The 13,761-nt window shown below is 69.6% G+C and carries 8 protein-coding genes and 1 pseudogene; 7 read left to right on the top strand and 2 right to left on the bottom strand.

All coding sequences use genetic code 11. The features are described from left to right. Window positions 1-76 precede the first annotated feature (76 nt). From IPG72_12660 to IPG72_12640, 5 genes are all read left to right on the top strand, one after another. The gene (locus IPG72_12660; protein ID MBK6769840.1) at window positions 77-1,645 is read left to right on the top strand and encodes a glycosyltransferase; all 1,569 of its coding nucleotides are present in this window, start codon (window positions 77-79) and stop codon (window positions 1,643-1,645) included. Window positions 1,646-2,295: 650 nt separating this feature from the next. Further along, on the top strand, window positions 2,296-2,598 hold the full coding sequence (locus tag IPG72_12655) for a hypothetical protein (protein MBK6769839.1): 303 nt from the start codon (window positions 2,296-2,298) through the stop codon (window positions 2,596-2,598). Further along, window positions 2,595-2,942: a hypothetical protein gene (locus IPG72_12650; protein ID MBK6769838.1), complete on the top strand. Its 348-nt coding sequence runs from the start codon at window positions 2,595-2,597 to the stop codon at window positions 2,940-2,942. The genes IPG72_12655 and IPG72_12650 overlap by 4 nt, the downstream gene beginning before the upstream one ends. Before the next feature lie 115 nt (window positions 2,943-3,057). Next, on the top strand, window positions 3,058-3,927 hold the full coding sequence (locus IPG72_12645; protein MBK6769837.1) for a hypothetical protein: 870 nt from the start codon (window positions 3,058-3,060) through the stop codon (window positions 3,925-3,927). Between the two features lie 209 nt (window positions 3,928-4,136). After that, the gene (locus IPG72_12640) at window positions 4,137-4,961 is read left to right on the top strand and encodes a hypothetical protein (GenBank protein MBK6769836.1); all 825 of its coding nucleotides are present in this window, start codon (window positions 4,137-4,139) and stop codon (window positions 4,959-4,961) included. A gap of 752 nt (window positions 4,962-5,713) precedes the next feature. Here IPG72_12640 and tilS read toward each other — a convergent pair. Beyond that, window positions 5,714-7,297, bottom strand: a complete 1,584-nt coding sequence (gene tilS, locus IPG72_12635; GenBank protein ID MBK6769835.1) for a tRNA lysidine(34) synthetase TilS — start codon at window positions 7,295-7,297, stop codon at window positions 5,714-5,716. 304 nt (window positions 7,298-7,601) lie between these two features. Continuing rightward, on the bottom strand, window positions 7,602-11,255 hold the full coding sequence (locus IPG72_12630; protein ID MBK6769834.1) for an immune inhibitor A: 3,654 nt from the start codon (window positions 11,253-11,255) through the stop codon (window positions 7,602-7,604). Window positions 11,256-11,517: 262 nt separating this feature from the next. Here IPG72_12630 and ffh point away from each other — a divergent pair, with 262 nt between their 5' ends. Together ffh and rpsP are read left to right on the top strand one after the other, a co-directional pair. Further along, complete coding sequence (gene ffh / locus IPG72_12625; protein ID MBK6769833.1) at window positions 11,518-12,858, top strand: signal recognition particle protein; 1,341 nt, start codon at window positions 11,518-11,520, stop codon at window positions 12,856-12,858. Between the two features lie 18 nt (window positions 12,859-12,876). Continuing rightward, window positions 12,877-13,209 (top strand): annotated as a pseudogene (rpsP, locus tag IPG72_12620) (30S ribosomal protein S16). Window positions 13,210-13,761: the final 552 nt, after the last annotated feature.

Genomic DNA, 13,761 nt, shown 5'->3' with positions numbered 1-13,761 from the left:
CGGCCGCGCGCGGTGCGGGCTGGGGTATCATCGTCTCCTTGCCCCGCCTCCAGCCGCGCCAAACGGGCCGCCCGCCATGACCGATCTCGCACCCGCCCTCGCCCACCCGGCGATGGCGACGTTCCTGACCGTCCTCTACACCGTCGGCTTCGGCGTCGTTGCGCTGTTCTCGCTGCGGGCGGCGGTGCACGTTGTGTTGTGGTTCCGGACCGGCGGGCGAGGGACGAGGGAAGGGACCAAAGGGACCCAAGGGACGGTTGCAGGGGCTGCCCCGTACGTCACCGTCCAGCTGCCGATCTACAACGAGCGCCACGTGGCCGCGCGTGCCATCGACGCCGCGTGCGCCCTCCGGTGGCCGCCCGAGCGGTTCGAGGTCCAGGTCGTCGACGACTCCACGGACGACACGCGCGCCGTCGTCGACGAGGCGGCGCGGCGGTGGCGGGCGCGCGGCGTGGACGTGGCCGTCGTGCGGCGGGCGGACCGGCGGGGCTTCAAGGGCGGCGCGCTCGGCGAGGCGATTGCCGCAGCCAAGGGCGACGCGCTGGCCGTGTTCGACGCCGACTTCCGTCCGCCGGCGGACTGGCTGCTGCACGTCATGCCGCACCTGACGGACGGCGTCGCTGCGGTGCAGACCCGCTGGGGCCACCTGAACCGCGAGCAGAACGTGTTGACGCGCGTCCAGGCGCTCAGCTTGGACGGCTACTTCGGCGTCGAGCAGACCGCGCGCAGCCGCGCCGGCTTGGCATTGCACTTCAACGGCAGCGCCGGCGTCTGGCGCCGCGCCGCGATTGACGCCGCCGGCGGCTGGTCGGGCGACACGCTGTGCGAGGACGTCGACCTTAGCTACCGCGCGCAGCTGGCGGGGCTGCGGATCGTCATGCTGCCCGAGCACGAGGCGCCGGCGGAGCTGCCGGCGACGGTGCTGGCCTTCAAGCGCCAGCAGCACCGCTGGGCCAAGGGCACGGTGCAGTGCTGGCGCCGCCTCGTCCGCCGAATCGCCCGTTCCGACTGGCCGCTGCCCAAGCGCCTGCACGCTGTCGCCAGCCTGTCGACGTACTTCGTCCAGCCGATGCTCGTCCTGCTCTTCCTCGGGGCGCCGCTCCTGGCCGTCTGGCGGCCGCGCTTCCATCCGCTCCTGTTCGCCTTCTCGCTGCTGGCCCTGACGATGCCGGTCCTCGTCGGCCTCGGCCAGTACAGTCTGTCCGGCAACCGCGTGCCCGGCGACAGCGTGTCCGGCCCCGAGGACGGCTGGTGGCGCCGCCTGCTGTGGTACCCGTGCCTCTCGATCGTCGCCGCCGGGATGTCGCTGAACGGGGCGCTGGCCGTCGTCGAGGCGCTGACCTGCGCCGCAGGCGAGTTCGAGCGCACCCCGAAAGCGGGCGAGGACGGTGACGGCGACGGCGACGCCGCTTCCACGGGCGCCTACCGGCTGCCGCTCAACGCCCAATCCGTGTGCGAGGCCGGCCTGGCCGCCTACGCCTGGTTCGGCATCGCCCTGGCCGTCGACCGCCACGCCTGGGGCGTCGTCGCCTTCGTCCTGCCCTTCGCCCTCGGCTTCAGCTACATCGCGTGGTGGTCGCTCGTCGAGGGCTTCCCGATTGTCCGCCGCCAACGGCGGCGGCGGTTCGGGCGGGCGTTGTCGTAGGCGGGGCGGCACTGCGTGCGGTTCGAGCGACACGTACGTACAGCGGGCGAAGCACGCCAGTGCAATTCGCGTCACACGCCGTGTAACTTGAGGAACACTGGCGTAGGTTGGCGGGGGTACCGCGTGCGGGCGCTCGTCGACTGTTCGACCTGCCGCGGCGTGAGGGCAAGGCCGTGGACGCTCGCTGGTGAGTTCGGTAAAGATGCTACGGAGACCCCTTCAACGCAAGTGCTTAAAGGGTTGCTCGACTGACGAGATTCAGCAGGCGGCGCCCGTCCAGCTGTCGATCCTGAACGCCTGCCCGCTGCCGTCCGGTTGGGATGACGACGGCTCAGAGCATGCGGCAGGGCTGTGGCGTTGGTGGATCAAACACCGGGACGCCGACGACGCACAGCCGCGGCGCCGCGGCTCTGTGCGCCGGGTGCTGTATGCGTTCGGCGCCGCCTCGAGCCGGGCCGGTTCGCCAGAGATTGAACCGGCCGCCTCATCGTTGGCGCTGGACGCCGGGCGCGATCCGCACCGCTTGCGCGGGCGCGGCGGCATCATCGCTTGGGTATTGGCGCTGCGATCGCAGCCGGTCACACGACTACGGACGGGGGGGGGGTGTCAGGCGAGCCGGGCGCCGCGTTCAACAGAAAGGCGCCTATAGGTTGAACCTGCCGCCCGCCGGCGAGAATGTCGGGCCGTCGTCGCTTCCCAACGTGGCGCCCGGCAGCAACGCTGCGCGCGGCATCGGGGGCGAGACGTGGCGCACGCTCGACGCTTGGCCGATGTTCGGCCGGGCCGCGACGACGCACAAGGAATTGGCGACGCTGGCGCGGCTGTCGCACGTGACAGCAAAGCGCCACGTGCGCCTATTCGTTGACATTGGGCTGGCCGTCGAGGTCGACGCGCCGCCGACTGAGGCGGGCGGCCGGGCGCAGCGGTGGGCGCCCGGCCAGGTGGTACGATGACCGCAGAGGCGGCCGCGGCGATTGAACGCGGCGATGACTTCGCACTGGCCGCGCTCGCCCGGCTGGCGCCCGAGCGTCAGAACCTACGGGGCAAGGCGGCGCGCAAGATCGGCCAGCAGGCGCAGGCGTTCGCCCGTGCGATCCTGTCGCCCGCGTGGGGTTGGCGGAACCGGGCCGCCGCGGCTACAGGCGTTGCGACCGCCGGCGACGTGGCCGAACTCGAGGCATGGCGCACGCGCCCGGCTGCCATCGCCCCCCTCGAGCATGCCGCCGCTCGGGCCGCGACAATGCAACCGGCCGCCGACGACGTCGCCGCCTCTGACGCCGCGCCCCGCGTAGCGTAGGACGATGGAAACCGAACCGGCCGCCGCTCGCACAATCTACCGACGTCGGTAGATTGACGCTAAACCGCCCGACGTCGCGGCCGGAGAATCGCACCGGGCCGGGAGGCTCCCACCGATGACCACAGACAAACCCGCCCCCCTGGCACCCCTTGACGAGCGCACAATCGAATTCCACGGGGATCGCCTGACGGCCGTTCTCGCGCCCGGTCCAGACGGACAGCCGACGATCTATGTTCCGGTTCGGACCTTGGCGGATTACCTTGGCTTGACGTGGCCAGCGCAGACAGAGCGCATCCGGCGGGATGCTGTCTTGTCGGCCGTGGTGATGTTCGTTCGTGTCACACGAACTCACATGCCGTCGAGCCGGGCGCGGCGAACTCAGGATATGCTCGCCCTACCTGTCGAATTCCTGCACGGTTGGTTGTTCGGGGTCGACGTGTCGCGCGTCAAGCCGGAGCTACGCGAACGGCTGACCCTCTACCGCCGGGAAGCGTTCGGCGTGCTCTGGCGAGCGTTCAACGCGGGCGCCCTAGGCACTGCGCCGGAAGCGCCGCCGGCGGGCGCGTCGCCGCTCGCCCAAGTGCGGAGTATGGCGCTGGCCGTCGCCGCACTGGCGGAGCAACAAATAGCGCTCGAGGGCCGCGTCGGCTCGACTGAGGACCGACTAGACCGCGCCGCGCTTGTGGTGGGGGACGTCGGCCGGCGGCTGACCGCAGTCGAGCGCAAGCTATCCGGCGGTGCTGTCGTCACAGAGGACCAAGCGGCCGAAGTGTCGCAAGCCGTCAAAGCGTTGGCGGCGCTGCTGACCGACGCCGCGGCAGGCGGGCGAAACCCTTATCAGGCCGTGTTTGGAGAGCTCTGTCGGCGATTCGGGGTGTCGTCGTATCGGAACATCAGGGCCGATCGCCTGCCCGACGTCCTGGCATGGTTGGAGGATTGGCGGCGGCGCGTGGCCGGGTCCACTCAGAAGATTGAACTCAATTAGCTCGCCACAACCCTGGCCGCAGACAGATCACAGACCCGACTTGACTAGGACCGTCCCACGTATCATACCTTACGAAGGCCTTCTTGATAGGGTCCGCCCTTGTCAGAATTGAAGGGCACTGAAACGGTGCGAAACAAGGCGCTTCTCTGTTTCGACAGAAGAAGCGTGCAACTTTATCCTAAGCGAATCGATAAGGAAGGAAGTGAGAAATGGGGACGGACAAAGTTCTCCCGACAAAACTCATGATGCATTTGCTGTTGCTCGCAGTGATCGCTTCCATCCTCTCTGGTTCTGCCAAGAAGGATCTTGTACTCGGCGCACCCTTGCCAGGCCATGGTGGTTCTGCTCTTTGCGGTTCTACCCAGGGATCGGAGAAATGTCGAGCGGCTCGCACGGAAATATTGATAGGAGATCCCCTTATCACATCGGTCGTATGGGATATGACATATCCTGATCCATGCTCAGTAGATGGCGCGGTTTATCGTCCAGGTTGGCTGTATTTGGGTAGCGTGGCTTCAACTGCGCCCGTTCTGGAAATAGGCGTGATAAAAGTAGGAGCTTCGGGAAATTCAGTTAAGAACGAGATTTATATCTGTTGTATCAGATGCAACTCCACATCATATTGCAACGGGTACGGAGCTCTTCATGGGGACGGGAGCGCAAAAGCACAATTGGACTATTCAGCCGCCACCCAGAAGTGGCGATTCTTCGTTGACGGAGCATTCTTGGATGAGGTTCAAATCGCCTCAAAGGGTATAGCCCTTAGCTTCGGCGGCGAAGCTGATTATTGGCAGAATGATATGGGTATCTTGGTGCACCGCTTTATCCATTGGTACGATACCAATCAGTGGCATGAATTTACACCCTTCAATACCGCCTTTGAAGAAGAGAACTATGGGGGGCGATGGGTTACGCGATTTCGCACCTCACCTTCTGGCACTCAGCTGGGATTTGGATTTCCCAAACCTAGCGTTTCGGTTCTTAGTGATCACCATATTACCGGCGAAACAGATGCATGTGGCGATACACCGTGAAGACGAGCAGATCAGGACTTATGTCCGCCCTTGACAGTAGGAGGCACAAATGAAGACGGAGCGTGGACGGCGACAGGTTGCGTTGGCGGGAATAGCGATAATATTGATCTCGATTGTCTTGCTGAGGGGTAGACCATGGGGGCTAATTACGGCTCAATCCCCTACTCCTACCAGTACTCCTTGGCCAACCGCAACAGATTCCGCCACAGACCCTACTCCTACATCTCTTTTCATCGTTACCCCAACTATAAATGCGACTTCAGCTGCGCAGGCCACGTTATTGTTTAGTGGCCTCATGACCCCCCGCCCTACTTTGCGATCAGCAACCCCATTATCAACGATGTCGGTCGGGGCAACACCTATTCCATTTCCAGACTAGAAATCAAAGCCGGGATGTTCGATGGCGTCAGCGTGTTCTGGTCGCAAGCAGGGACGACCATGATCTGCATAGCACAGATCGTCAAAGCGCGCCTACAGTCTTTGCGAACATAGTTCAAGCCATGTCGATTACTTTTAGGTGGAAGCTCGGCACAGTCGGGGCATCTCTGCTCCGGCGAGGACCCTGCCGTCGACTTTCGGGGGGCGAGGGCGACTACATCAACGGCGCCGGGATCGCGGCCGCGACGATCGCCGCCGCTCGAGCCTGCCGGCGAGGGGGGCGCCGTAGCAGCCGATCCAAACTCACCGCTCCCAGCCCCCTTCCCCCCTGCCGCCCGTCGGCGACGCACACCGTGTCCGCTCTCCTCACCCGCCTACGCCCCCACCACCCGCCCCGGCGGCGTCACCGCCAGCACCACCCGCCGCCCAGCCCCCCCCGCCGCCGCCCTGAACCGCGCGTCCCCGCGCAGCCCCGGCACCCACAGGATCGTCGCGCCGGTGACGACGACCGGCCAGCCGTCGCGCTCGGCGGCGGGTACCTTGGCATCGACGAACAGATCCTGCAGCCGCTTGTGGCCGGTTCCCATGCCGTCCAGCGGCAGCCGATCGCCTGCCACCCGTCCGCGCACCCCCAGCGGCGTGCGGACGATGTCGAGGTCGATCGACCAGCGCCACGGGTCGCGGTCGGGACCGTCGGCGCCGAACCCGAAGCGCGCGCCGTCGCCGGCGTGAGCGTCGACGAGGGTTGCCGCCACCGTCCAGCCGCCGGGCAGCCGCGTCTCGCCGGGCACGGCCAGCGCGATCGGGTCGGGGCCGAGGCGCGGCGGCGGGAGCGCGGCGCGGTCGCGGCGGAACGTCACGGACGCGGCGTCGACGCGCAGGCGGATTCGGCCGGGGAGCGCGAGCGCCGTCGGGCCGTCGTCGGCCACAGCCTCGACGGCCCGCAGGATCGCTTGCACGTGCCCAAGGCCGAGCTCGCGGACATCACCGCCCAGTTGCGTGAACGCGCGCCGCAGCACGCGGCGTCGGAGGGCGGGGTGTAGGGCGATCAGCGCCGGCGTGCGGAGGACGATGTCCGATCCGTCGACATCCGACCCATTGACGACCGATCCACGGGCGTTCGACCCCGCGACCTCCGCCCACACCGCCTCGACCGCCGCCTCGACGAACGCGCGCTCGTCGGCGGCCGTGGCGGCCAGGCGGTTCAGCGCGGCGTGCAGCTGCGGGTTGATCGCCTGCAGGAGCGGCACGACGTCCAGCCGGATCCGGTTGCGCAGGAAGGCGCGGTCGTCGTTCGACGCATCCGTGCGCGCCTCGATGCCGGCGGCGGTCAGGTAGGCCAGCACGGCGGCGCGATCGGTCGCCAACAGCGGCCGGAGCAGCCGGGGCAGCGGCCGGTCGGCGGGCCAGTCGTGGGCCGAACGCGCCGCGTCCAGGTGCGCCTGCGCCGCGGCCGCCGCGATCTCCGCCGCCGCGATCGGCCACCGCGCCGCGGGCTCCATGGCCGCCAGGCCGTCCAGCCCGGCCCCGCGGATCACGTTCATCAGCACGGTCTCGGCCTGATCGTCCGCAGTGTGCGCCGTGACCACCGCTGCGCACGTACCGTCGACGGCCGCACCGACCTGCCATGCGACGCCCGCCAGGAACGCGTACCGCACCTGCCGCGCCGCATCCTCGATCCCCCGGCCGCTGTGCGCCGCGAACGCCCGCACGTCCGCCGCGCCGATCGTCGCCGGCAGCCCCCAGCCCGCCGCCAGCCGCGCCACCCACGCCGCGTCGTCGACGGCCTCCGGCCGCAGCCCGTGGTCCAGATGGGCGACGTGGAGCGCAACGCGTCGCTCGGCCGCGATGTAGCGCAGCGCAGACAGGAGCGCCACCGAGTCCGGACCGCCGCTGACGGCGACAGCGAGCGGGGCGTTCGCGGGGAGGTGGGTGGGGTCGAGGGGGAGGGGGGGCATGGCGATGTGTGGCCGGGGGGGGAGGGTGGATCGTGGGGTGGGCGATGGGGTCGATGGCGTCGGGTTGGTCGATGGTGACAATCGGTCAACGGCTGAAGCCGTCGCTGAGGGTGGCCTTCGGCCACCGCGCGCCTGCCTTCGCAGGCGCCAATACACGAGGTCGTGCGTCAAACCGACGTCACGTGTGCGGTTTCGGTTCTGCGCCTGCGAAGGCAGGCGCGTGGTTGCCCGTCAGGGCAACCCTCAGCGACGGCTTCAGCCGTTGATCCTTCCTTCGTCCCCCACCCAAAACGCCCCCCGCCCCCTACTCCCCCCGCCGCCCCACCGGCAGATACACCACCGACCGCAACGCCACCTCGGTGCTCACCTCGTCGAGCAGCCGGCTCGGCTCGCCCGGCCGGTAGACCGCGCACTGCACCCGCACGACAGGCGCCGACGGTCGCGGCTCGAGGACATACGTGAGGCTGACATCCTCACCGCTCTTCACGTAGCCGGCCCATGCCACCGCGACGGCCTCGCCCGGTGCGACGGCCAGCGCCGCCAGCGCGCCCGGCCCGCCCTGGAGCACGGCGCGGGCGACGGCGTCGGCCGAGACCGCGACGGGCACGGCGGTGGACCCGGCGGCGGCGAGGACATACGTGGCCGCGGTTTCGTCAAAGTCGCTGTAGAGCGTCATCGTCGTCGCGCCGCCGATGTTCACGAGGCCGGGTTGGACCAGGATGTCGTCGGCGGTCGGGATCATCGCCGTGGCGAGCGTCGCCTCGGCGTCGTCCGCCTGACGCCACAGCCGGATCGTCCCGGTCGAGCCGTCCGCCGCCTCGTCGATCACCTCGAAGTGGAAACCGAACTGGACGCCGTGGTCGCCCGGGTTGCCGGACTGGCGGCCCGTGACGCCGCGGCCGGTCGAGGCGCCGATGTCGACGAATACGGGCGCGGTGCCGCGCAGGAACATCGTCTCGAAGACGCTGATGTTGTCGCTGGGCGGCACGCGGTCGCCGCCGAGGCCGGTGAAGCCGATCGGCGTGCGCGGCGGGTAGTAGCCGGCGGCCGGCACGACGACGCCGCCGTCCGGATCGGCGAAGGCGTAGCGCTTCGTGCGCACCTGGTCACCGTCGCCGTCGAGGATGACCGGCACCTCGAGCTCCTCGACGCCCGGCATGAAGCCGAGCGCATCGTGGAAGCCGTGCACGGCGGGCAGCGGGGCGTAGCGCGTCGGGGTCATCACGAGCGTGGCCGGTGGCTCGACGCCGACGGAGGCGGTCAGCGTGATCGCGGCGGTGCCGTGCAGCCCGAACGCGGCGTTCGTCGTCTGGACGCGGCCGCGCCAGCTGTCGCTCGGCGGGAACGGGAAGATGCCGTGCGTGTTGCTGATCACACCGCCGAGCGGCCCGCGGAGCGGTTCCGGGTGGGCGTCCACGATGAGCAGCCCGCCCTTGGCGCCCTCGCTGGGCAAGGCGAGCTGGTTGCGGTCGCTGAGGATGCTGTTGCTCGGGTTGTTCGCGCCGAAGCGCATGTCGCGCAGCCACACCAGCAGGCCCGGCACGTTGCTCGGGACGCGGTCGATGAAGAGCTCGCGCGCCCCGTCGGCCGTCAGCCGGGCGAAGATCGTGTTGTAGGCATACTTCAGGCCGATGTCGAAGCCGACCGGGTTGCGCCACTCGAGGAGGTAGTAGCGCGCGATCGGCTTCGTGCCGTCCGTCATCGTCCAGCCGGCGTCGACGGCCGTGGCGTTCAGGAATGTGCCGGGCGTCGACGTCCAGGCGCTCGGCGCGCCGGGCTCGACGGCGTCGACGAGGAGTTCGGCGCCGCCGGAGCGGACCGCGAAGTTGTCGACGAACACCCCACGGCTCTGGTTGCTCGGGCTCGTCGCGTAGCGCAGCCGCAATTGGATGGACATGCCGGCGAAGGGCGTGAGGTCGTGGTACACGTCCATCCAGCCCTGGTTGTCGCCGGTGTAGCCGTACTTCAAGCCGCCGTAGCCGGCTAGGCTGCGGTTCGGGTCGGCGTAGTCGTCGGCGGTCGTGCGCTCCTGGCCTGTCCCAACCCGGAAGCCCTTCGTCTGGACGAACGTTGCGCCGCCGTCCGTCGAGACCTCGACGAAGAAGAAGTCCCGGTCGCGCTCGAGGCCGTGGTTCAACTGGAACGACATGCTGACGGCGCCGGTTACCCCCGTCAGGTCGAGTTCGCGCGTCAGGCGATGATCGGCCGACGCCTGGTCGTTGCCGCTCCACCACAGTCGGGTGGAGTCCGGCACGAGAGGTACCTGGCGCTCGTACGACGGCGGCACGTCCACCCGTACGGCCGTCGTGCTGCCTTCGGGCGGCTGGGCGAGCTGGCCGAGGAGCACGGTCGCGGCGTCGGCGCCGGGCGTCACGACGACCGGGTCGAGCCAACCGAGGACGGTCTTGCCCCACGCGCCGATGTGCGTCGGGTCGCTGCCGTTCAGCCGCCCCGTCCGCGCGCCGACGCTCATCAGGTCCCACCACGTCACGTCCTCGTCGCCGGTCGTCGTGTAGAGGTCCGGCAGGCCGAGGTCGTGGCCGAACTCGTGGACGAGGACCCCCAGGCTGAGGTTCTCGGGCTGGATCGTGTAGCCGCGGATCGTGATGTCGTCCGTCATGTCCGTCGGTGTGCCGCGGTCGTCCATCAGCCCGGTGCGGGCGTCGACGCTGGAACGGTGCGCCCAGATCTGCTGGTTGCCGTCCACGCCGCCGCCTTCGGACTCGTCGATGCCGGCGTGGATGTAGACGACGTGGTCCACGACGCGGTCGCCGTCCGTGTCGTAGTCCGCCCACGGGAAGTCCGGGTCGGCGGCGTTGATCGCGGCGCCGATGTCGGCGATGAGCTGCCCCGTCCCGTTCGGGAAGCGCGGGTTGCTCGGCAGGCCGGAGCCCGACGGCCGCCCGTTGCGGCAGGCGTTCGCGTCATAGTAGCCGACGGAATGGGGCACCTTGACCCAGGCGGTGACCCCGCGCGGGCCGCCGTCGAACGTCACCTTGCCGCCCGAGACCTCCTTGTAGAAGTTCGCCATCGAGTTCCCGCCGATGTCGATGCCCGGCCGGCCGTCCTCCGGGTCGACGAGGTCGGGCCGGATGCGCTCGGTGACGCCCTCGGCGGAGAAGACCATCTGCTCGTAGAAGTCGCGCTCGAAGCTCGGCCGCCACGTGGTGTGGTTGTCCAGCGGGCCGGGGCGGGCGATCTGGCCATGCAGCGGCCCGTCGTACGTCACGGTCTCGGTCACGCACCGGCCGCCGGCCCGGATGCCGACCTCGTGCGAGAAGTTCTCGGCCGTGTCCGTCCCGTCGAACTCGACGGCGATGACGAGCAGCTTGAGCTCGCCGAGGACCGGGGCGCGCTGCAAAGGGATGGGCGAGCGGGCCGGATCGACGTTTTGGTCCGCGCGGTCGCCCGCGTCGGCATGTGCGTCGGCATGTGCGTCGGCTCCGGAGCGCGCGCCGCCGCGGCGCGGATCGATGGCGGACGGCCCGTCGGCGGGCGATGTCGCATGCAGCCACGCCAGCTCGCGCTGGTGCAGCCGTTCGAGATCCTCGGACCTTGGCCCATGGAAGTGGTCGGCCGCCCACGCCGCCCGGAACGCGGCCGCCGCCGCCTCGACCGCCGCCGGGCTCGCGCCGGGGCCGGCGTTGCGGCGGGCGGCGTCGTAGACGAGGACCTCGCTCGGCTGCACGTAGCTGATGAACGGCGCAGCCGCGGGATCGGCGGGGTGCGCGACAGGGGGTGGCGCAACGGGGGGCGACGCCGGGGCGGCGGATGGCGCGGCCGAAAGGGCGACCGATAGGGCGACCGATGGCGCGGCCGATGGGGCGACGAAGGGTGCGGCGGACGCCAGGTGCCCGAGCGAGAGCGCGGCTGCGGTGAGAACGGCGACGGCGGCGGCGCCGCCGCGTGCGACGCGGGGTGTCCAGATGGGCCAGCGGCGGACGGGCGGCGTGGGCATGGCGGGGCTCCTCGGTCGGGGCGTCGGGCGGCAGGCGGGTATGGTCGTATGGGGAGGGGGTGGTGTCAAGGAGGATTGACGGCTGATGGTCTCTTGGAAGACGTCGGGCCGCGACGTCCGAAGGCCGTTCTCTTTGACGACCGACTCACCCATCGCTATCATCCGCCCCTTGACCCACCGACGCCGACCGTCGGGCAGCCTCGGCCTGCCGTGACGTCGGCGCCTTGCGCATCGTTCACCGCGCATTGTTGTTGGCTCCCCCATGTTCAACGCCCTCCAAGACAAACTCGAAGCGCTGTTCGGCGACCTCGCCAAGAAGGGCGTGCTCACCGAAGCCGACGTGGACCGCGCAATGCGCGAGCTGCGGCTGGCGTTGCTCGATGCCGACGTGCAGTTCGGCGTCGTGAAGGACCTTGTCGCGCGGGTGAAGGAGCGCGCCGTCGGGGCCGAGGTCATGCGGTCCCTGTCGCCGGCGCAGCAGGTCGTCACGATCGTCTACGACGAGCTCGTGGCCACGCTCGGCAAGGCGGCGCCGCTGGACATCGGACGCGGCGATCCGCCGGTGATCGTCATGGCGGGATTGCAGGGCGCCGGCAAGACGACGACGGCGGCCAAGCTGGCGCTCATGCTCCGCAAGAAGGGCAAGCGCGCGCTGCTCGTCGCGTGCGACACGCGCCGACCGGCGGCGATCCAGCAGCTCGAGTCGCTCGGCAAGCAGCTCGACGTGGCGGTCTACAGCGAGGGCGCCGAGCCCGCCCCGCCGGACATCGCCGCGCGGTCCATCCAGTTCGCGCGGCGGGGCGCGTACGACGTCGTCATCGTCGACACGAGCGGCCGGTTGCAGATCGACGAGCCGCTCATGGACGAGCTCGCCGAGATCACGCGGCGCGTGAAGCCCGTCGAGACGCTGCTCGTCGTGGACGCGATGACGGGCCAGGAGGCGGTGAACGTCGCCGCGGCATTCCACGAGCGGCTGTCCCTGACCGGCCTGATCCTCACGAAGATCGACGGCGACGCGCGCGGCGGTGCGGCGCTGTCCGTGCGCGCCGTGACGGGCGTGCCGATCAAATTCCTCGGCGTCGGCGAGAAGACCGGCGCCCTCGAGGCGTTCGAGCCCGAGCGACTCGCGTCCCGCATCCTGGGGCGCGGCGACCTGGCCTCGCTTCTCGAGCGCGCGGCCGAGACGGTCGATGCGGACGAAGCGGAGCGGATGGGGCGCAAGCTCCAGAGCGGCCAGCTCGATCTGCAGGACTTCCTGACGCAGATGCAGCAGCTGAAGAAGATGGGGCCGCTGCGCGAGATCATGGGCCTCATCCCCGGCCTCGGCAAGGCGATGAAGCAACTCCCCGCGGACGTGGACGACGGTGCGCTCAAGCGCGTCGAGGCGATCATCCTTTCCATGACGCCCCGCGAGCGCAAGAAGCCCGACGTCCTGAACGGCAGCCGCCGGCGCCGCATCGCGGCCGGCAGCGGCACGAGCGTACCGGAGGTGAACGACCTCCTGCGCAACTTCAAGTCGATGCAGACGATGATGAAGCGATTGTCGGGTGGTAAATCGTCGGGCGGCAAGATGAAGCTGCCGCCCGGCCTACTCGGGACCTAGCGAGAGGAGCTCACACAGATGGTTCGCATCCGCCTGCGCCGTGTCGGCGCCAAGAAGAAGCCCAGCTACCGCATCGTCGTGGCCGACCAGCGCTCACCGCGCGACGGCCGATTCATCGAGACGATCGGGCACTACGACCCCCGCACGGACCCGCCGACGGTGGTCATCAAGGAAGCGCGTGCGCTGCACTGGCTGAGCGTCGGCGCCCAGCCGAGCGGCCCGGTCGAGCGCTTCTTCACCAAGCTCGGCTTGGCCGACAAGGTGAAGAAGATCCACGGCGGCGCCAGCATCGACAGCTTGGTCGCCCCGGTCCCGGAGGCTGCAGCGCCGAAGGCCGAGGCCAAGCCGGCCCGCGGCAAGGCCACCAAGGCCGCGTCCGTGGCCGACGTGCCGGCCGAGGACGCCTCGCTCCTCGACCGCGCCAAGCACACCGCCGCCGCCGCTGCCGCAGCTGCTGCGCCCGCGATCGACGCGGCCGGGGCCGCGTTGGAGAAGGCCGGCGACGCGATCGAGCACGCCGTCGACGTCGTGAGCGACGCGGCCGCGCCCGTGGTCGAGGATGTCGTCGAAGGCGCCAAGAAGGCGGCGCACGTCGTCGCCGATGCCGCGGATCCCGTCGTCGAGGGGGCCAAGAAGGCGGCGCACACGGTCGTCGAGGGCGCCAAGAAGGCCGCCCATGTCGTCGCCGATGTCGTCTCCGACGCGGCCGAGGCTGTCGTCGAGAAGGCTGCCGATGTGACGGAGGCCTTGGCCGACGCCGTGTCGGGCGAGGACGAGGCAGCGCCGGCCGAAGCGGTCGCCGCGACGGGCGAGCTGGCGGCGCTCGGCCTCTCGTCCCGCATCGAGAAGGCGCTTGCCGACGCCGGCGTGACCACCGCCGCGGCGTTGAACGCGCTGCTGGCC

This window comes from Candidatus Avedoeria danica, from assembly GCA_016703025.1.
GTDB classification, from domain to species: Bacteria; Chloroflexota; Anaerolineae; order Epilineales; family Epilineaceae; genus Avedoeria; species Avedoeria danica.
Note: the sequence above shows the minus strand (reverse complement) of the source record. Positions and strands in the feature narration are given on the sequence as shown.